The 18,356-nt window shown below is 51.2% G+C and carries 22 protein-coding genes; 2 read left to right on the top strand and 20 right to left on the bottom strand.

All coding sequences use genetic code 11. The features are described from left to right. Positions 1-50: 50 nt before the first annotated feature. The 13 genes from rplA to AC2JF8_RS03950 all read right to left on the bottom strand — a co-directional run bounded on the left by rplA (position 51) and on the right by AC2JF8_RS03950 (position 10,334). The gene (gene rplA / locus AC2JF8_RS04010) at positions 51-743 is read right to left on the bottom strand and encodes a 50S ribosomal protein L1 (protein WP_500729114.1); all 693 of its coding nucleotides are present in this window, start codon (positions 741-743) and stop codon (positions 51-53) included. 71 nt (positions 744-814) lie between these two features. Then, a complete protein-coding gene (gene rplK / locus AC2JF8_RS04005; RefSeq protein ID WP_500729115.1) occupies positions 815-1,240 on the bottom strand; it encodes a 50S ribosomal protein L11 in 426 nt (141 codons plus the stop codon). A 122-nt stretch (positions 1,241-1,362) separates the two neighbouring features. Continuing rightward, positions 1,363-1,911 carry a transcription termination/antitermination protein NusG gene (gene nusG / locus AC2JF8_RS04000; protein WP_500729116.1) on the bottom strand — a complete coding sequence of 183 codons (549 nt, stop codon included), beginning with the start codon at positions 1,909-1,911 and terminating at the stop codon, positions 1,363-1,365. Positions 1,912-2,014: 103 nt separating this feature from the next. Then, positions 2,015-2,185, bottom strand: coding sequence for a preprotein translocase subunit SecE (gene secE, locus AC2JF8_RS03995; RefSeq protein ID WP_500729117.1), 171 nt, complete (start codon positions 2,183-2,185; stop codon positions 2,015-2,017). Positions 2,186-2,191: 6 nt separating this feature from the next. After that, positions 2,192-2,341 carry a 50S ribosomal protein L33 gene (gene rpmG, locus AC2JF8_RS03990; protein WP_500729118.1) on the bottom strand — a complete coding sequence of 50 codons (150 nt, stop codon included), beginning with the start codon at positions 2,339-2,341 and terminating at the stop codon, positions 2,192-2,194. 226 nt (positions 2,342-2,567) lie between these two features. Beyond that, the gene (locus tag AC2JF8_RS03985) at positions 2,568-2,786 is read right to left on the bottom strand and encodes a P8 family protein (protein WP_500761253.1); all 219 of its coding nucleotides are present in this window, start codon (positions 2,784-2,786) and stop codon (positions 2,568-2,570) included. Positions 2,787-2,853: 67 nt separating this feature from the next. Then, complete coding sequence (locus tag AC2JF8_RS03980) at positions 2,854-3,429, bottom strand: sigma factor (RefSeq protein WP_500761251.1); 576 nt, start codon at positions 3,427-3,429, stop codon at positions 2,854-2,856. A gap of 293 nt (positions 3,430-3,722) precedes the next feature. Further along, positions 3,723-4,481 carry a 23S rRNA (guanosine(2251)-2'-O)-methyltransferase RlmB gene (rlmB, locus tag AC2JF8_RS03975; protein ID WP_500729121.1) on the bottom strand — a complete coding sequence of 253 codons (759 nt, stop codon included), beginning with the start codon at positions 4,479-4,481 and terminating at the stop codon, positions 3,723-3,725. Continuing rightward, a complete protein-coding gene (locus tag AC2JF8_RS03970) occupies positions 4,468-4,911 on the bottom strand; it encodes a Mini-ribonuclease 3 (protein ID WP_500761249.1) in 444 nt (147 codons plus the stop codon). Before AC2JF8_RS03970 ends, rlmB begins: the two co-directional genes overlap by 14 nt. Further along, complete coding sequence (gene cysS, locus AC2JF8_RS03965; protein WP_500761247.1) at positions 4,904-6,334, bottom strand: cysteine--tRNA ligase; 1,431 nt, start codon at positions 6,332-6,334, stop codon at positions 4,904-4,906. The genes AC2JF8_RS03970 and cysS overlap by 8 nt, the downstream gene beginning before the upstream one ends. A gap of 482 nt (positions 6,335-6,816) precedes the next feature. Then, positions 6,817-8,322: a glutamate--tRNA ligase gene (gltX, locus tag AC2JF8_RS03960; RefSeq protein ID WP_500761245.1), complete on the bottom strand. Its 1,506-nt coding sequence runs from the start codon at positions 8,320-8,322 to the stop codon at positions 6,817-6,819. Positions 8,323-8,397: 75 nt separating this feature from the next. Beyond that, positions 8,398-9,774: a DNA repair protein RadA gene (gene radA, locus AC2JF8_RS03955; protein WP_500729127.1), complete on the bottom strand. Its 1,377-nt coding sequence runs from the start codon at positions 9,772-9,774 to the stop codon at positions 8,398-8,400. 14 nt (positions 9,775-9,788) lie between these two features. Continuing rightward, complete coding sequence (locus AC2JF8_RS03950; protein ID WP_500761283.1) at positions 9,789-10,334, bottom strand: dCTP deaminase/dUTPase family protein; 546 nt, start codon at positions 10,332-10,334, stop codon at positions 9,789-9,791. 189 nt (positions 10,335-10,523) lie between these two features. On the opposite strand from AC2JF8_RS03950, the gene AC2JF8_RS03945 reads away from it, so the two are divergent. Continuing rightward, the gene (locus tag AC2JF8_RS03945) at positions 10,524-10,751 is read left to right on the top strand and encodes a hypothetical protein (RefSeq protein WP_500761243.1); all 228 of its coding nucleotides are present in this window, start codon (positions 10,524-10,526) and stop codon (positions 10,749-10,751) included. Between the two features lie 169 nt (positions 10,752-10,920). Then, positions 10,921-12,267 carry an aminopeptidase C gene (gene pepC, locus AC2JF8_RS03940; RefSeq protein WP_500761241.1) on the top strand — a complete coding sequence of 449 codons (1,347 nt, stop codon included), beginning with the start codon at positions 10,921-10,923 and terminating at the stop codon, positions 12,265-12,267. A gap of 102 nt (positions 12,268-12,369) precedes the next feature. Here pepC and AC2JF8_RS03935 read toward each other — a convergent pair whose 3' ends face one another. The 7 genes from AC2JF8_RS03935 to AC2JF8_RS03905 form a co-directional block, all read right to left on the bottom strand. Then, positions 12,370-12,663 (bottom strand): nucleoside triphosphate pyrophosphohydrolase, encoded by a 294-nt coding sequence (locus tag AC2JF8_RS03935; RefSeq protein ID WP_500761239.1) that lies wholly within the window; start codon positions 12,661-12,663, stop codon positions 12,370-12,372. A gap of 50 nt (positions 12,664-12,713) precedes the next feature. Continuing rightward, entirely contained in the window at positions 12,714-14,192 is a 1,479-nt protein-coding gene (gene galT / locus AC2JF8_RS03930) for a UDP-glucose--hexose-1-phosphate uridylyltransferase (protein ID WP_500761237.1), read from the bottom strand. Between the two features lie 16 nt (positions 14,193-14,208). Then, the gene (locus AC2JF8_RS03925) at positions 14,209-15,372 is read right to left on the bottom strand and encodes a galactokinase (RefSeq protein ID WP_500729132.1); all 1,164 of its coding nucleotides are present in this window, start codon (positions 15,370-15,372) and stop codon (positions 14,209-14,211) included. Between the two features lie 181 nt (positions 15,373-15,553). Further along, positions 15,554-16,489, bottom strand: coding sequence for an AAA family ATPase (locus AC2JF8_RS03920; protein ID WP_500729133.1), 936 nt, complete (start codon positions 16,487-16,489; stop codon positions 15,554-15,556). Positions 16,490-16,591: 102 nt separating this feature from the next. Further along, the gene (locus AC2JF8_RS03915; RefSeq protein WP_500761235.1) at positions 16,592-17,266 is read right to left on the bottom strand and encodes a 2,3-bisphosphoglycerate-dependent phosphoglycerate mutase; all 675 of its coding nucleotides are present in this window, start codon (positions 17,264-17,266) and stop codon (positions 16,592-16,594) included. Between the two features lie 3 nt (positions 17,267-17,269). Then, positions 17,270-17,452, bottom strand: coding sequence for a hypothetical protein (locus AC2JF8_RS03910; RefSeq protein WP_500729135.1), 183 nt, complete (start codon positions 17,450-17,452; stop codon positions 17,270-17,272). A 9-nt stretch (positions 17,453-17,461) separates the two neighbouring features. Beyond that, positions 17,462-18,352 (bottom strand): cation diffusion facilitator family transporter, encoded by an 891-nt coding sequence (locus AC2JF8_RS03905; RefSeq protein WP_500761233.1) that lies wholly within the window; start codon positions 18,350-18,352, stop codon positions 17,462-17,464. Positions 18,353-18,356 lie beyond the last annotated feature (4 nt).

The following is an 18,356-nucleotide window of genomic DNA, read 5'->3' as shown; positions in this document are numbered from 1 at the left end:
CAAAAAGGAGCAATCCAGCTAAGCTAGATTGCCCCCTAATCAGCAATGATTTAGTCCAAATTTAACGGATCAAGCTTGATCCCCGGGCCAAAGGTTGCAGCAACTGCAACACTCTTAATGTACTGACCCTTAGCAGCTGACGGACGAGCACGCAAGATGACGTCGCGCAGTGCATCAAAGTTTTCGATTAATTGTTCATCGGTAAATGAAACCTTGCCGATGGCGGCGTGGATAGCAGCCTGACGGTCAACCCGGTATTCAACCTGACCGGCCTTCACGTTCTTAACGGCCTTTTCAATGTCCATGGTAACCGTCCCGGTTTTCGGGTTAGGCATCAAGCCTTTTGGCCCCAAGATTCGGCCCAAGCGTCCAACCTTAGCCATCATTGTTGGCGTAGCAACAACAACGTCAAAGTCCAAGTAGCCGTTTTGCACCTTTTCGACCAAATCGTCGGAACCAACTTCGTCAGCACCAGCGGCCTTGGCTTGTTCAGCCTGTGGGCCTTCAGCGAAAACAACAACCTTCTGGGTCTTACCTGTACCGTTTGGCAAAACGAGCGAGCCCCGAATTTGTTGATCGGCTTGCTTAGGGTCAACGCTCAAGTTGTATGAAACTTCAACTGAAGCGTCGAAGCCTGCGTATGAAGTCTCTTTAACCAGCTTCATTGCTTCGGCAACCGAATATAATTTCTTTGAATCTACTTTTTTAGCAGCTTCTAAATATTTTTTACCATGCTTTGGCATGTGATTTCCTCCTTAATATGTGGTCAAGCAAGCCTTAGGCTCTCCCACCTAAAATGTTATAAATAACAGGATTAGTCTTCGACTTCGATACCCATGCTTCTAGCAGTACCTTCGATCATCCGCATAGCAGATTCGACATCAGCAGCGTTAAGGTCCTTCATCTTGGTTTCAGCGATTTCCTTAACTTGATCCTTGGTGACCTTGCCCACCTTCTTGGTGTTCGGTTCACCGGATGCCTTGTCGATCTTTGCAGCTTGCTTCAAAAGCACCGGAGCTGGTGGAGTCTTGGTTACGAACTCGAATGAACGATCTTCGTAAACCGTGATGACTACAGGAATAATCATGCCCTTTTGGTCAGCAGTTCGAGCATTGAAGTCCTTGGTAAAGCCAACAATGTTAATGCCCGCTTGACCTAAAGCAGGACCAACAGGGGGAGCTGGTGTTGCAGCCCCAGCTGGTATTTGTAATTTGACAACATTAATAACTTTCTTTGCCACGGTCAATACCTCCTTGATTCCGTGCGTGGTTAAAATGGAAAACTAACCCGTTTCCCTCCCACAATAATAAAAGTACCTTAGTATGGTACCATTGTTTGCCTGGTTTTGCAATATCTCAGTTGTTAACCGATTTTCTTGACCTGGTCGTAGTCCAGTTCGGTGGTCGTTGCCCGGCCAAACATGTCGACCGAAACAAACAGTTTGTACTTGTCCGGTTGAATCTCGGTAATCTTGCCCTCGACGCCGTTAAAGGCACCGTCGGTAATTGTGACCGTCTCGCCCACTTCAAAGTCAATCTGCGGCCGCTTGGCTGGTTCGCCCTGCTGGCGCAGGAGCCGGTTAACTTCCTCTTCAAGCAGTGGCGACGGCTTGGAGCCACCACCGTGCGAGCCGACAAAGCCCGTAACGTTAGGCGTGTTGCGGACAACGAACCAGCTCTCATCGGTCATCACCATCTCAACCAGCACGTAGCCCGGAAAGATTTTTTCTTCAACGTTTTTTTTCTTGTCGCCAACCTTTTCGACTTTTTCTTGCTCAGGCACCATTACCCGGAAGATGTAGTCCTGCATCCCCATGCTTTGCGCACGTGACAACAAGTCGGACCTAACCTTGTCCTCGTATCCCGAATAAGTATGGAGCACGTACCACTGCTTCTTGACTGTTTCAACCATTATTACCAATTCTCCTTTAAATTCTTGGCAAACAAAAAAACCTCCACGCTAGAGGTCCGTTTAACTTGGTTTTATTATAACACAGATAGAAAATCATTGCTAATCACATTACTACCTGGGTCATGCTGCTGAATACTAGATCAAGCAGACCCAAGTATGAGGCAAACAAGATTGACGACCCGATGACGATTGCCGTATCATGCCGGTTTTGCTTGGCGCTTGGCCACGTGACCAGACGCATTTCTTCGCCAACGCTCTTTAAAAACTTAATCATTATCTCTTACCTCGTTTCCTTGTGCAAAGTCATTTTGCCGCAATACTTGCAGAACTTTTTTAATTCAAGCCGCTGAGTGCGATTCTTGCCTGCGGTGATCGAGTAGTTACGCGAGCCGCATACACTGCAGGCCAAAGATGCTTTTTTCACTGCCATAATCTCACTTCCAAACTATTGTATTCTAGCAAAAAATATGTGCACAAGCAATTGACTTAATTATTAATTTACTAATTGTGGCGATTGCCATGCCGCTTTTTGCATTAACATTCTCTCATTGGCTCGTCTTGTCAAATAAAAACAACTGCCTAATTCTATTGGCAGCTGCCTTCTGGTGGACAATAAATGCGTGCCCACCGGGCGTAGAACATTGTGTTAGTCGGATTTACTTCTTAAGATTCTCATTTACGAAGGATTCGATTTTATCGTCAGAATCATCCAGGAACGGAAGCATTGTTTCCTCCGTCTTGATGGTATCCCTACCATTCTTTTCCATAAAATAATCCCACAGGGCGTCTCTGACCGGAACATCTGAATCGCTCCAGTCAAACACTTCTTTCATGTGACGATCTAACAATGCAGTCTTAATAACTTCTCTACTCATCTTAATGCCTCCTAAAATATTCCACACCGTTAATTATAACGCGTTTGGGCACTCAGTGGTACAAATGCTAACTGAGAAGCAGCCGGCGCATTTTCTGCAGCACGCGCGCACGGGCCCGCACCAGCATGAGGCGACTGAAGTGGTATTTGCGCTTGATCTCTTCGTACTTCATAGTGCCCAGGGCCAAAAGCAGCGCGCTTAACTCTAAATTGGAAAGGTGCGCCACCAATTCCTTTAAGTTTTCACTCAGCGGTACCGCCGCCGTTTGGGCAAAATTCTGCCGTAGAGGACTCAGCCGCTCTGCAGCGGCGTTTTCCAGGGAGATGGCCTGAGTTAACGCTCGTCGCCTATAAGCTGCATCGTACCTGACCAGCGACTTGGCGTGGTTGGTCAGCAGCGTTTTGTAATAACTGCCAAAGCGGCCCTTATTGTCATTAAACTTCTGGACTGCCCGGTAGCAAACAATCAGCGCATCCTGGTCCCAGTCCTGGCTATCGTAATAGCGCACGTGGTACCTGCGCTTGATGCAGCTGATAAGCGGTTGGTACGTGCGGCACAGGTCCTTTAAAGCATCATCATTCCCCGCCCTCACCTGGTCAATACGTCTGCGTTCCACTTCAATTGCACGTTCAAAATCTTGCATCTTCATTCCCTCCTAATTCAGCAGCTTTCAGAGTGAAGGATACGCAGATTGCCCGTAGCAAAATATCGAACGGTCGTTCATTCGTAGCGGTGGGATCTAAATGTCACTTACCTAGAAAACGAACACGGCAAGCTGTCGAATTAGTCATTTTTTTAAAAAATAAGCAAAATTTGCTTCGGGGAATTTGACCCTTGCGTTTGACCTTGATGGCCTTCATCATCGACTCAATCCGACCACTTTTGCCCACAAAAAAATCACCCCCCTGATTGGATTGGGGGGTGATTATGCGTTAGTTATTTGGCAATGGGATTGCGGCTATTGAGCATCTGGTAGAGCAGAACGCCGGTCGCCACGCTTGCGTTGAGCGACTGCACGTGACCAACCATTGGCAGGGTCAGCATCTGGTCCATCTGTTCCTTAAGCAGGCGCGCGATGCCCTTGCCCTCGTTGCCGATGACGAGAACGGTTTTGCCACGCGCATCCCACTTGCGGTAATCAGTGCCCGCCATATCCGTCCCAAACAGCCAGTAGCCACGCTGTTTCAGCTTTTGACTAGTTTGCACGAGGTTATTAACCCGGGCGACCGGCACATAGTCAATCGCCCCGGTCGCGGTCTTGGCCACTACCGACGTGAGCCCGGTTGCGTGCCGCTTGGGGATGATGATCGCATCAACCCCAGTGGCGTCAGCCGACCGCAAAATTGACCCCAGGTTGTGCGGATCTTCAATCGAGTCCAGCATCAGCAAGAAAGGCTCCTTCTGGTCATGGTCATATTGGTCCAGCAGCTGGTCTAGGTCCGCATATTCAAAGCTGGCAACAGTTAAGACCAGGCCCTGGTGGTTTTCGCCCTGGACCAACCGGTCCAGTTTGTTTTTGGGCACCGTTTGAATAATCAGCCCCTTTTTCTTAGCCAGACCAAATACCTCATTAGCAAAATTTTCCTGGACGCCCTGCTGCAGGAACACCTTGTTGATCCGTCCAGCATCCTGCGTTCTTAAAAAGTCCAAGCCGGCATGCTTGCCGAAGATAAAATCCTTATCATTTGAAGTCATATTGATCAATGGCCCCTTCCTCTACTGCCTTGATGCACCACAAAGTTAACTCCTGGATGCGGTCCTTCTGACCGCACAATTCCAAATAGCCCCACACCGCCTCAAAGCCGGTAGACAGTTGGTAAGTTGCGAGGCTCGTGTTCTTGGCCTTAGTGTGCGTTTTCGAGTTGCGCCCCCGATGAAAGGTGGCCACTTCCTCCTTAGTGAGCAACTGCTCTTCCTGCAGCTTGGTGATCAAGGCGGCCTGAGCTTTGGCCGACACGTAGTGCGTGGCCTGCCTTTGCAAAACTTGCGGCTTGACGATGCCACACTTAAGCAGGTGGCGGCGAATATCTATTTCATAGACCGCATCGCCTAAGTACGCCAGCGTTTGCCCGTTTAGCGTATCCGGATTAACTTCTTCTTCCACCATTTTTTTGTTTTTAGTCACGTTTCCACCTTGTTCCCTGGGGAGTATCCTCCACCGTGATGCCCCTTTCCTTTAATTGTGCGCGCAGCTGGTCGCTCTTTGCCCAGTCTTTGGCCGCGCGCGCCGCTTCACGTTGTTTTATCAGTTCGACTACTGCGGCGTCGGTGCTGCCCGGTTCATTATTCTGCGCAAGCAGCTTGTCTGCATCAATGCCAAAAATCGCCAGCCACGTGGTTAATAGCTGCTGCGCTTTCTTAAGCGCCTGCTTGTCCGCGTTGAGTGCGCTAGAATTGGCGTTGATCTCGGGCAATAGGTCATAAATGGCAGCCAATGCATTCTGGACGTTAATGTCATCGTCCATTGCCACAATGAATTTCTGTGCAGTTGTATCCAGTGCTGTTTCAAGTGCAGCCGACCTCATGCTTTTGCTCTTATCGGCTAACCGGTATTGCAAGTTGACCAGGGTGTTCTTAAAGCGCTGCAGAATATTCTCTGCCTGGGCAAGGTTGGTGCGCGAATAGTTGATCTGCTTGCGGTACTGCACGCTCGCCATGAAAAAGCGCAAAACCTGCGCATCGACGTCTTTCAACAGTTCGTGAACCGTCACAAAATTGTGCAGCGACTTAGACATTTTTTCTTGTCCTGCGCCCACAGTCACGAAGCCGTTGTGCATCCAGTAGTGGACAAAGGGTTGCCCCGTTGCGGCCTCACTCTGGGCAATTTCATTTTCATGGTGCGGAAATTCCAGGTCCTGGCCACCACCGTGAATATCAATAGTCGAACCCAGGTACTTGGTAGCCATGACCGAGCATTCAATGTGCCAACCGGGCCGGCCTTGGCCCCAGGACGATGCCCACGCAATCTCATCTTCTTGCTTCTGCTTTTTCCAGAGGGCAAAGTCGATGGGGTCTTCCTTACGCTGCTGGTCCGCGGCATTGACGTGCTTAGAAGCACCCTCCTCAAGCTCAGCAATATTCTGACCGCTAAGGTCACCGTAATGTTTGAACTTGCGAGCACGAAAGTAGACGTCGCCGCCTGCCTCGTAGGCATAATCCTTGGCAATCAGCTTGGCGATAAAAGCAGTGATCGCAGGAATTTCATGCGTCGCCCGGGGATTCAGGGTCGCCGGCTCAACGTTTAAAGCCGCCGTATCTTCTTGGTAGGCCTTGATGTAACGCGCGGCCAATTCAGAAACGGTTGTCTTCTCAGCACGCGCTTCATTGATCATCTTGTCGTCAACGTCGGTAAAGTTCGAGACGAAGTTGACTTTATAACCCCGATATTCGAAGTAGCGCCTGATGGTATCGAAGGCAATCACGCTCCTGGCATTACCGATGTGTATGTAATTATATACTGTCGGCCCGCAGACGTACATTGTAATCTGACCGGGAGTAATGGGCTTAAATTCTTCCTTAGTCTTGGTCAGAGTATTGTAGATTTTCACACGGCTAACTTCCTTCCCTAAAAAACTATCATGTTCATTTTAACAGAAACCACTGCATATTCTAGTGCGGAACAAAGAAAAAGCACGTGCGAAAATTCTTGCACACGTGTTTTTAGACAATCACATTCCATTTTGCTACTTAAATTGACTGCCTTGACAAAGCGGTTATGTGCAATGATGTAATACTTGCACCATAAAGCTTTCTGGAGCAGCATACACATCAACCGGCCGGCCCCTTCTTGAACACCCAGCTGTGCGACTACCAACAATGAGCTTCTTACCGTCCTGAGATAACTTTTTCTGCCTTTTCACCAATTGCCTGCCATTTCTAACTATCCCAATCTGCCTTCATGATATAGTATACATTAATTATTTAGTATACCTTATAAAGAGATTATTACCGCAATGAGCATAAAAACCATCCTGACAAGACTATTGCCTTTATCAAGGTGGTTCTAATATCTTTTATTTAGTAAGCAAAATTACAAGCCGTTTGCGCTCATCTGCTCCAAGGTCAAATCAAGGTGTTCAAGCACCCGGTCTTTGCCCAGCAGCTCCATGGCCTCGCCAATTCCGGGACCAACCATTGACCTGGTAGTCGCAATCCGAATCGGCATGAAGAGCCGTCTACCCTTAATGCCAGTCTCACGGCGTGTGGCCTGGACAGCATTCATGATTTGCACTGATGTAAAGCGCGGAATGGCGTCGACCTGCTTCTTGAATTCTTCGATGACTGGTCTTGCATCATCCTTGCGAATCTCAGCGATTTCTTCATCAGACAGGTTCTTGGGCGCAGCGAAGAATATTTGAGCGAGGTTAACAATCTGCTTGGTGTAGGACATCTGAACGGAGTAAATGTTGACCAGTTGGCGCACCCACTCCAGCTTTTCAGGCGTTGGGTCGGCTTCAACCAAGCCTTCATCCTGCAGGTTGCTCAAAGCCAAGTCAAGCAGGGTGTCGCGGTCGGCCTTCTTGATGTACTGGTTATTAATCCACTCCAGCTTCTTGCGGTCAAAGGCGGCCGGCGACTTGGACAAGCGGCTCGGATCGAACTGCTTGATCAGGTCGCGTTGGCTGTAGATTTCGCCTTCGCCAACCGGTGACCAGCCGAGCAACGTGATGAAGTTGAACATTGCATCTGGCAGGTAGCCCATGTCGCGGTACTGCTCGATAAACTGCAAGATCAACGGGTCTTTTTCACGCTTGGACAGCTTCTTGCCTGTGGCGGCATTGATAATCAAGGTCATGTGGCCGAACTTCGGCGGTTCCCAGCCTAGTGCCTGGTAGACGGCCAGCTGCTTAGGCGTGTTCGACACGTGGTCATCCCCGCGCAAGACGTGGGTGATTTCCATCAAGTGGTCGTCCACGACCACGGCGAAGTTGTAGGTCGGCATGCCATCCCGCTTCTGAATGACAAAGTCGCCGCCGATGGTGTCGGACTCAAAGCTGAGGTGGCCCTTAACGATATCGTCCCAGGAATAAGTTTCCATCTCGGGAATGTGGATGCGGACAACCGGCTTCAAGCCCTTGGCCTTTGCCGCCTCTTGCTTTTGCGCAATTTCATCGGCCGTCAGCCCCTCATACTCGTAAGTGTAGTGCGGCGCAATTCCCATCGCGCGCTGCTCTTCACGCTGCTCTTCAAGTTCCTCCTCCGTCTTGTAGGAGTAGTAGGCCTTGCCCTCGTCGAGCAGCTGCTTGATGTACTTATTATATAGGTCTTTGCGTTCCGATTGCCGGTACGGGCCGTAGTCGCCGCCCTTGTCCGGGCCCTCGTCCCAGTCGATGCCGAGCCAGTGCAGGTTCTCCATCTGTGACTGCGAGCCACCCTCGACGTTCCGCTTCTGGTCGGTGTCTTCAATTCTCAAGACAAACGTTCCCTTGTTGTGCCGTGCAAACAAGTAGTTAAACAGCGCCGTCCGCGCGTTACCAATGTGCAAGTGCCCCGTTGGACTGGGGGCATACCTTACCCGAATTTTTTGTTTTGCCAAAATTCATGCCTCTTTCAAATAGTAAAATTCAAACAATTTTAGTTTACCCGTAAACCGGTAAAAGTTCAATGCAACCTAGCCCAAAACCAGTTTTAACGCCTGGGGGATGCTCGAAACCGGAATGACCTCGATGCCAATCTTCTTCAAGCTGGGCCGCATGTTGTGCTTGGGGATAAAAATCCGCTTGAAGCCGGTCTTGGCGGCCTCCTTGATGCGTGCATCGACCTGGTTGACCCGACGCACCTCACCGGTCAAGCCGACTTCACCGACAAAACAATCGGTCGGCAAAATCTCCTGGTTCTTGTAACTTGATGCAATCGCCATAACCACGGCCAGGTCAACCGCCGGTTCGTTTAAGCGAATGCCGCCTGTTGCCGTCAAGTAGACGTCCTGGTTCTGCAGCATTAGGTTGCCCCGCTTTTCCAAAACGGCTAAGAGCAGGGCCGCCCGGTTGTAATCGATTCCCGATGTCGTCCGTTTGGCATAGCCAAAGGCGGTCGGTGTGACCAGCGCCTGGATCTCTGCCAGGATGGGGCGCGTCCCTTCAAGCGACACCACGATGGACGAACCCGTCGACTGCGGCAGGCGTTCGTCCAGGAAGATGGCCGAGGGATTGGTAACCTCCTGCAGACCCTTGTTGACCATCTCGAACATGCCGATCTCGTTGGCCGCGCCGAAGCGGTTCTTGACCGAGTGCAAGATGCGGTAAGCGTGGTGTTCGTCGCCCTCGAAGTAGAGCACGGTGTCAACCATGTGCTCCAGAATCTTGGGCCCGGCAATTGTCCCCTCCTTGGTGACGTGACCGATGACGAAAATGGTGATGGCGTCCATCTTGGCAATCTTCATCAGTTCGCTGGTGACCTCACGCACCTGCGAAGCCGAGCCGGTCATTGAGTCCAGGCTCGGTTCGTTCATCGTTTGAATGGAGTCGATGACGACAAAGTCGGGCTGCAGCTGTTCGATCTGCTGGCGGATATCCTCCATGTCGGTTTCAGGATAGAGCAGCATGCTGCTAGCCTCAAGACCCAGACGAGTTGCACGCAGCTTGATCTGGTTGGCCGACTCCTCGCCCGATACGTATAACACCTTGTACTTGCTCGACAGGTCGCTCATAATCTGCAGCATCAGCGTCGACTTGCCAATGCCGGGATCACCGCCGATCAAAACGAGGGACCCCGGCACGATGCCGCCGCCAAGGACCCGATTTAATTCGTCCGAGCTGGTCTGAACCCGCTCTTCTTTTTCGCCCTTGACCTGGTCAAGCTTCACCGGCTCGCTGGCGCCGGTCTTCTTGATCAGGCGGCTCGGGCTACCCTTGGTTGAACGGCTGGCAACGGCTTCCGTCTCCTTTTCAAACTGGTTCCAGGCCCCACAGTTGGGGCAGCGGCCCAGGTAGCTGGCCGAGATGTAGCCGCAGGAACGGCACTTGTACTTCGTCCTGATTTTTGCCATTAGATTTTCCTTTCTTACTTATTCGAGTTGGTGGAGCCAAAACCGCTGGCGCGCTGGCGGCTGACCGGCAGGTCATCATCGGTCTTGCGGTACTGTACAAAAATTGCTTGAGCGATCCGCTCGCCCTTGTGAATTTGCATGGGCCGAACACCGTAATTAAGCAACTGCGCAAAAATCTCGCCCTCATTAGCTGCATTGTTATAGTAATCGGCATCAATGACGCCGATCCCGTTGGGCAGGCAGAGGTTGCGCTTGAAGGTGTTAGATGAGCGGTTCGCCAGGATGAGGACCTCGTCTTCCGGCATGTAGGCCTTGACGCCTGTCGGAACCAAGAGCGGCTTCAAAACCTCATCAGCCTGGTCGTAGTCCGGCTCATAAAGTTGGTGTCCGTTTCTGAGCAAGCGAAAAATCCGCACAAAGTTCAGCCGCCAAATACTGGGAATCACCATATCAACGGCTGCCTCCAGATCATAACCGGCACTGGCAATCGTCTGCCGCCTGGGCAGATTAATATTTTTGTTTTGATACTTGGAAACAACTTCAAAGCCCCGTGTTTTAATCATTTTTTCTCCTTTGAATACTTAGCACTATTTTACATTAAATTGCAGGTTCAAATGAAAATCAACTATAATTAACTACGGAATTAAGCAAATTTTATTTTTAAAGGAAAAATCATGTTCAGTATTAACGACCCCCACCAATTCTTCGAAACTCATGATGACGATGACGTCCTAACCTGCCGCTGGACGATGGACCGAATCGAGCGCAGGGACGGCCCGGTCTGGATAATGAACCACATGTTCATCAATCCGGATGCAGACCGGGACCAGGTACTGCGCAAAGAAATGCACACCGTCCAATTGATAGCCCGTGAATCGCACGTGCCGGTGTGGCCGCTGGATCCCATGGTGATCGACTACTTCAAGATCCACCCCGAATTCGACCGGATCTGGTACCACAAGCCCTGCGGCGCGTAAACGCCCAAGCGCAGGTTGGGGGCCCATCTTTTAAAAATTCACAAGCACTGAAAATTAACAAATTAGCCCAAAATTAAATATTTTTTCATAATTGCTTGCACACCAATAGACTCCTCCCCGCAGTTAGGCTAGAATAGTAGGTAATTAACTTTAAGGAGGAATAATCTACATGACAAAAGAAATCACCAACGACGCCATTGCCAGTTACACCGCTGACCTCGCCAAGCACGCCGGCTTTAACATCGCCAGCAACGCGGCCCAGGAGAACGGCATCTACAAGGCAAGCCAAAACCTGCAATCCAAGGTTGACCTAACCCCCACTTTTTCAGTTGAAATCGAGACGGGCAAACCAGCCGACCAGAAGCAATCGGGCCGTTGCTGGATGTTCTCCGCGCTGAACACCATGCGTCACCCGCTGCAAAAGAACTACAAAGTCAAGGACTTCGAATTATCCCAGAACTACACCAACTTCTGGGACAAGTTCGAAAAGTCCAACTGGTTCTTCGAAAACGTGATTGCCTCGGCCAATAAGCCCCTCGGCGACCGCAAGGTCAGCTTCTTGTTTGCCACCCCGCAACAAGACGGCGGCCAGTGGGACATGCTCTGCGGTTTGATTGAAAAGTACGGTATCGTGCCGAAGTCGGTCTACCCCGAAACGGCCAACGCAACCAATTCCAGTGCACTGAATGACACCCTGAACACGCTCCTGCGCAAGGACGGCTTGGCCCTGCGCCAACTGGTCAACGCCGGCAAGTCGGAGGACGAGGTTGAAGCCCGCAAGAACGAATTTTTAAACGACGTCTTCCGCATCCTGGCCGTTTCCCTTGGCGTTCCGCCGAAGAAGTTTGACTTTGAATACAAGGACGACGAGGGCAACTACCACCGCGACGCCGACTTGACCCCGAAGGCCTTCTTCGACAAGTACGTGGGCATGAACCTGGAAGACCACGTTTCGGTCATCAACTCGCCGACTGCGGACAAGCCCTACCACAAGGTTTTCTCCGTTGAATACCTGGGCAACGTGGTTGGCGGCCGGCAGGTGCGCCACCTGAACCTCAAGGTTGCCGAGATGAAGGACCTGATTATCAAGCAGCTTAAGGCCGGCGAGGTGGTCTGGTTTGGTTCCAATGTTGGCAAGGATTCCGAGCGGCAACTTGGTCTGCTTGATACCAACATCTACAAGCGCGATGAGCTGTTTGACGTTGACTTCTCAATGTCCAAGGCCGAAAAGTTGGACTCGGGCGAAAGCATGATGGACCATGCCATGGTCATCACTGGCGTTGACCTGGTTAACGGCCAGCCAACCAAGTGGAAGATTGAAAACTCCTGGGGCGAAAAGCCCGGCTTCAAGGGCTACTTCGTGATGAGCGACTCCTGGTTCGACTCCTTCGTCTACCAGGCCGTAATCAACAAGAAGTTCCTGCCGGAAGACCTGAAGCAAGACTTTGACGAAGGTGCCAAGGATCCAATTCAGCTGTTGCCGTGGGACCCGATGGGTGCTCTGGCCTTCAAGTAATTTTAGCTATTAAATAATACAGGAATTTCTGTTCCTGATCCAAATAAAAAGCGTTGAGATTTTCTTCTCAACGCTTTTTTGTCATCCGCAATTGTGCTGGGCTTACCGTTTCATCAACCAGTACTCAGAAAAGCCGCCCCGTGAAGCGCGCTTTTGCTCGACCCGGTTCATAAAGCTTTCCTGGCTCACGCCCTTAAAGTCCAGGTAGGTCCGCAAGACCTCGTAAACATCGCCCAGTTCTTCGATCAGGTTGTCCTCGGTCTCAGCGTCCAGGACTTCATTGGTTTCCTCAAGCAATTTTTTCTTTAGCGCCGGTTCTATTTCCGCCGGGGTCAGTTTGCGAAAAGCGGCCCCTGTAGCCAGTTCCGGTATCCGATCGCGCACCAATTTTTCCATTCGTCATGCTTCCCTTCGTTATTGTCTTTTTGCGGCAGTAAGTTGCTGGCCTAGGCCACGCCCGCTTCTTGTGCAAAGCGCATGAAGGCCGCCCGGCCCGCATCCGTCTGCTTGAACACGCCGGCATCTTCAAGCACGCGCGCAAAGGCTTGACCCAGTTCGCCCTGCAAAACCTGGTCAACGTTCGCCGGCGTAACCTGGTTCTTGGCCTTAATCGCACGTGCCCACGCGAGGTGAATTGGCGCGACCACGCTTGGCTGCCCCAACAAAAACTTCTTGACCTCAAGCATCTCCGGCTCCAGCCGCGGTGGCAAGATTGCCAGCCCCATCACCTCAATGAGGCCAATATTTTCCCGTTTAATGTGCTGCACGTCCTGGTGCGGGTGAAAAATACCGTCGGGATAGCGCTTGGACGTCTGGTTGTCACGCAGGACCAAGTCCAGCTCAAAGTCGCCGCCACGCTTGCGGGCAATCGGCGTAACCGTGTGGTGGGGCGTGGTACCCGTGAAGGCGCGCACGTCAACGTCCTCATCGCTATAGCTGCGCCACGTATCCGTAATCTGCGTTGCAAGCTCCACCAGCTGCGCCTTGTCCGCTCCCCGCAGGCGAATCACGGACATCGGCCACTTGACGATGCCGGCCTGCACGCCCTCATAGCCCGCAAAGTTCAGCTTGACGGTAACCGGTGCCTGTTCCATTGCAAACCGGTGCCGGCCGCCCTGGTAGTGCTCGTGGGCCAAGATAGAGCCGCCGACAATCGGCAGGTCGGCGTTGCTGCCGGCAAAATAGCCCGGAAAGAGGTCAACGATTACAAGCAGGTCCGCAAAGGTGCGCGAATTGATCCGCATTTTTTCGTGCTTGGACGAAAGAAAGATGCAGTGTTCATTGAAGTAGGCGTAAGGCGAATACTGAAAGCCCCAAACCTCTTCGCCGAGGTTAAAGCGGATGATGCGGTGGTTGCTGCGCGCCGGATAGTTGATTCGACCCAGGTAGCCCTCGCTTTCCATGCACAACTGGCAGAGCGGGTAACCGCCTGTCTTGGCGTCACGGGCCGCGGCAATCTCCTTGGGGTCCTTTTCCGGCTTGGACAAGTTAATCGTAACCTCCAGGCCGCCGTACTTGCTGGGCGCTGTGAAGTAAATATTCCGCGCAACAGCCCGCGTCTTGATGTAGTCGCTGCGTTTGCTGAGGTCGTAAAAGTCGCCAATAGCCTGCGCCGGCCTCTTCTCATAGGTCCGCCAAAAGCGCTGGTTGACCAGGCTCGGCCGCGGCACAATCAGCGCCATCAGCTGTGCACCCAAGACGTCTTTGTCCACACTGCTGTCGCCGCAGCGACCGTCCACCTGTGCCGCCTGAACCAGCTCGTCGCGCAGATCCAAGAGACTGCGAGCGGCCGTCTTCTTGTTTTTGGCCTCGTCGCCCACCAGTGCAAACACGCGGTTGCGCAGGTAGACACGGTCCAGCTCCTGGTAATCGCTATTTGCAATCACCTGGCTAACAAAATTTTCAACTAAATTTGCTTCGATCATTCTTAATCCTTGTTTACTATAAAACCTTCGTGCCCGCACTCGTTTCTGCCAGGTAGAATGACGGTGCATAACCAATTTCACGCTCGTAAACCGCTGCAACGCTGCGCTTAAAATTGTCAACCTGACTCTTGGCAACCAGCGCAATCGCGCAGCCGCCAAACCCCGCACCGGTCATGCGGGCACCCAGGACGCCGCCTTGCTTCCACGCCGTGTGAACAAGCGTATCGAGCTCCTTGCCCGTGACTTCATAGTCATGTTCCAGCGAAACGTGCGATGCGTTCATCAAGCGGCCGAACCGGGCCAGATCATGTTCCTGCAGCGCACGTTCGGCCGCCAGCGTCCGCTGGTTTTCCCAGACCGCATGCCGGCAGCGCTTGAGCAAGTTGTCCTGCGGGAGCAGGTAGCTAAACTCATCGAACGTGCATAGGTCCAGTTCGCCCAGCGATGTGATCTCAAGCTGCTTCTGCAGATAGCGCAGGCCCTCCTCGCACTCGCCCCGGCGTTCATTGTACTTCGAATCGGACAATTCCCGTCTTTTGTTCGTGTTCATGATGACGATAACATTGTCCTGCAGGTCGAGCGGTACCAGCTCATACTTGACTGTCTCAGTGTCCAGCAGTATTGCGTGATCCTTCGCGCTCATTGCGACCGCGAACTGGTCCATGATGCCGGAGTTGACGCCGATGAAGTCGTTCTCCGTTTTTACCCCCATCTTAACCAGGTCAAGCCGGTCAACGTGCAGGTCAAACTGGTCCTGCAAAATCACCCCGACCAGCATTTCCAAGGCGGCCGAGGAAGACAGGCCGGCGCCGTCCGGAATGTTGCCGTCCACGTAAACGTTGAGGCCATGGTCAATCTCTGCCCCGTGTTCAAGCATGAAGTGCAGCATCCCCTTGGCGTAGTTGGCCCACGAGTCTTCCTTGACGTAGTGCAGGTCGTCCAGGTCAGCCTCAAGCACCCCGAGCTGGGCAAAGTTAGTCGAATAGAATTTAAACTGGCGGTCCGCCCGTGGACTGGCGGCCCCGTAGATGCCCAGCGAAATCGCACACGGAAAGACGTGGCCACCGTTATAGTCGGTGTGTTCACCAATGAGGTTGATCCTGCCCGGTGAGAAGTAGCAACCCGTTGGCTGTTCGTGGAAAATTTGGGCAAAGCCAGTTCTTACTTGTTCAGTTTGCATTTTTACTCTGTCTCTTTCTATATTTCACTAATACTACTAAAGCGATTACAGGTTAATTATACAGCTTTTAAAAAACAGAAGCAGTCTCATCTTGATATTGCGTGATTTTTGATGCAGCGTGGCCGCACACGCAGGCATCAACTTAAGTGCAACAAAAAAGACGCTACGCTAGCGTCTTTTGTTACCAAATATGGAGCAGCCGGTCCGGATGCAGCTTAGTCAGGTTAAACTGGTGAACGTGCTGCGGTCTGCTCTGGGGAAATTCTTGCACAAAATCGGCCAGGTTGATTAACCCGGTGGAATACGTCCAGACCCCCTTGACCTTCTTAATGGGGTCAAGCATCTCGTTTCTAATCGGATAAGCCGAAATCAGGAAGTGCTTGTGGTGGAACTTGAAAACAAAGTACGGCAAGCGAAATTCGTCAACAATCTCTTCCCTTGTCTTGCCAATTGTAACCACATTGCGGTAAGTGCCGTATTTTTCCGTAAAGCGGTCATTAAATGAAAAGTAAAAATTTGAAATGTGAACGTGGGGAAAATCCTCTTCTGGCACCTTGTCCGGAACCGCAAACACATGGGTGAAGTGGTCCAGGTTGCTTTCCCGCTGGGACAGCGCCCGGTTCAACTGGTTGGGATTAATAATATGCGCCCACTCGGGCAGCTGCATGTTATCCCGGTAAGACAAGTACATCTCCCTTATTACATTGGGCTTGACCCAATCATACTGCTTCCGCACCTCATTGCGGTTCAACAGGTTTTGCAATGATTTGTGATACATTAAGTCAACGACAAACAACTCATAACGATAGCGCTCGACCCACGGTTGGTAATGCTCAATGTTCTCTGTGAAAACGTGCGTGCTATCTACAATGACCGTTTCGCCGCGTTTCATCTTTTCTTCAACGAGATAGTCTACCCAGTGCTCCGTCTGCTCATTTGCATACCGCGGAATGACTTGGTGTAAGCAATCGGTATCTTCTTCATAATAATAGGTTAAATTAGCCAGCAGCAATCTAATCTGATCACGACTAATCGCATATGGCTGTAAGTGATGACGAGCAATGAAAGAAGATTTACCGGAGCCGGGTGCGCCTCGCAATAAAAATATTTTACGCATGCCTTTACTCCAAACTAAGAATGTAAAATTAAATTGATATCGTATTAAATTTTAACACATATCTGGATAATTCCTTAGTTAGAATTAACAGACTGCCAAAAATCAACGTAAAATTTTCTTATTAATAATTTGCAGATGCGCATCAAACGTATAAACAATCGGCTCTGCATTGGACACTTCCAGTTTGACAACATCGCGGTCAGAAATTTGTTCCAGCTTTTTGATTAGGGCGCGCAGGCTCGAACCGTGGGCAACAAGCAGCTGATCTTCGCCGCGCAATAGCCGGCTGGCCACCTGCTCCTGGTAATAGGGCAGCAGGCGCTGCTGCGTCTGAAAGAGGCTCTCGGCCCGGGGCAAAGAGCGGATATCACAGTTAGCGTAGCACCTGCTCCTTGGTGCTTGGCCCTGCGGCGGAACCGCATAAAACCCGCGCCGCCACCGCAGCACCTGGTCTTCACCATAGATGGAGCGGGACACATTCTTGTCAAGACCGCGCAGCGCACCGTAATGGCGTTCATTCAGGCGCCAGGTCTTGGTGATGGGCACGTACAGGAAGTTGCAGACGTTGGCAACGATATTGGCCGTCACAATTGCGCGCCTTAAGACGGAAGTGTGAATATGGGTGGGCGCAAAGTCTGTTATTTGCCTAATCAGCACACCGGCTGCCCGTGCTTGTCTTTGGCCCTTGGCGGTCAGGGGAACATCATTCCAGCCCGTGTACACGTTGCTATGATTAGCAGTACTCTCGCCGTGCCTGAGCAATACCAACTTAGCCATTTTTTACTGCATCCAGTGCATAAGCAGAAGCACAATTCCGCCAATAGTGAAAATAACGCCTAAAATCATAAACGCTTTAGCACCACGCCCACCATTTTGCCGGCGGCGGTTATACGCATAGGCCATGTCATACAGGCCCACAATTAAGACGATAATCGCAGTATAAATATTGACTTCCAAACTCATTTTAATACCTCACTCCCCGTGGTCCCGATCTGAAACAATCATCTCGTCATTTTTTCCACGGTCACATTCCGCCTGAAAATTAATGTGGTTAATCCCCAGTACCTGCAACTTTTGGCTGATGGCCTGCGTCAGTTTTTCAAACTCGCTCGCCTTCAAATCCCGCTTAACGTTGACGTGCGCATCCAGCATGACGTAACGGTCGCTATAACGCCACACGTGCACGTGATGAATATTCTTAATTGCGGGAAAGGACAGCACTATCCGGTTGACCTGGTCCAGGTCAATATCAGGATTTGATTCCATCAGCACGTTGGCCGCCTTCATGGTCAAGGACCAGGCCTCGCGGAAGACAAAGACCGACACCAATAGCGTCATCACGGGGTCAAGCCACGCAACGTGCCAATAGTAAATAAAAATGGCGCCGACCACAACCGCCACGCTGGATAGGGCATCGCTCAACATGTGGATAAAGGTTGAGCGCACATTCAGGTTTTCCTGCCCGTCTTGGTGCATAACCACCATTGAGATTACGTTGGCGAGCAAGCCAATAATCGAAACGACCAGCATGATGCCGCCACTGATCACACTTGGTTGCCAAAACCGTTCGATTGCCTCAATAAACAGCACAACACTGATCAGGATGAGTATTATTCCATTAGTAAAAGCCGCCAGTGTTTCCGCCCGGTCGTAGCCGAAGGTTTTGCGCCGGTTGCTCGCACGGTTGCTGATCAGCCGCGCGACAAACGAAATAATAATTGCACCAACGTCGCTCAGGTTATGGACAGCATCCGATAAGAGTGCCAAAGACCCCGAGACGAAGCCGCCAATAAATTCGGCAATGGTAATAACAACGTTAAGTGCCGTTACATAGGCATAGCGCCTGGCTGTGTGATCCTTCATTTCA

This window comes from Lactobacillus sp. CA30L (genome assembly GCF_059900845.1).
This window is presented reverse-complemented; position numbering and strand designations above follow the sequence as displayed.

Coding starts and splice junctions, on each gene's coding strand:
- rlmB (WP_500729121.1), bottom strand. CDS start 4,481: ATGACTTCAAATGATAAGGATTTTATCTTCGGCAAGCATGCCGGCTTG.
- AC2JF8_RS03910 (WP_500729135.1), bottom strand. CDS start 17,452: ATGAGTTTGGAAGTCAATATTTATACTGCGATTATCGTCTTAATTGTG.
- AC2JF8_RS03985 (WP_500761253.1), bottom strand. CDS start 2,786: ATGAGTAGAGAAGTTATTAAGACTGCATTGTTAGATCGTCACATGAAA.
- rpmG (WP_500729118.1), bottom strand. CDS start 2,341: ATGGCAGTGAAAAAAGCATCTTTGGCCTGCAGTGTATGCGGCTCGCGT.
- pepC (WP_500761241.1), top strand. CDS start 10,921: ATGACAAAAGAAATCACCAACGACGCCATTGCCAGTTACACCGCTGAC.
- rplA (WP_500729114.1), bottom strand. CDS start 743: ATGCCAAAGCATGGTAAAAAATATTTAGAAGCTGCTAAAAAAGTAGAT.
- AC2JF8_RS03980 (WP_500761251.1), bottom strand. CDS start 3,429: ATGCAAGATTTTGAACGTGCAATTGAAGTGGAACGCAGACGTATTGAC.
- AC2JF8_RS03915 (WP_500761235.1), bottom strand. CDS start 17,266: ATGGCTAAGTTGGTATTGCTCAGGCACGGCGAGAGTACTGCTAATCAT.
- nusG (WP_500729116.1), bottom strand. CDS start 1,911: ATGGTTGAAACAGTCAAGAAGCAGTGGTACGTGCTCCATACTTATTCG.
- AC2JF8_RS03945 (WP_500761243.1), top strand. CDS start 10,524: ATGGACCGAATCGAGCGCAGGGACGGCCCGGTCTGGATAATGAACCAC.
- AC2JF8_RS03920 (WP_500729133.1), bottom strand. CDS start 16,489: ATGCGTAAAATATTTTTATTGCGAGGCGCACCCGGCTCCGGTAAATCT.
- AC2JF8_RS03905 (WP_500761233.1), bottom strand. CDS start 18,352: ATGAAGGATCACACAGCCAGGCGCTATGCCTATGTAACGGCACTTAAC.
- secE (WP_500729117.1), bottom strand. CDS start 2,185: ATGATTAAGTTTTTAAAGAGCGTTGGCGAAGAAATGCGTCTGGTCACG.
- AC2JF8_RS03925 (WP_500729132.1), bottom strand. CDS start 15,372: ATGCAAACTGAACAAGTAAGAACTGGCTTTGCCCAAATTTTCCACGAA.
- galT (WP_500761237.1), bottom strand. CDS start 14,192: ATGATCGAAGCAAATTTAGTTGAAAATTTTGTTAGCCAGGTGATTGCA.
- AC2JF8_RS03935 (WP_500761239.1), bottom strand. CDS start 12,663: ATGGAAAAATTGGTGCGCGATCGGATACCGGAACTGGCTACAGGGGCC.
- radA (WP_500729127.1), bottom strand. CDS start 9,774: ATGGCAAAAATCAGGACGAAGTACAAGTGCCGTTCCTGCGGCTACATC.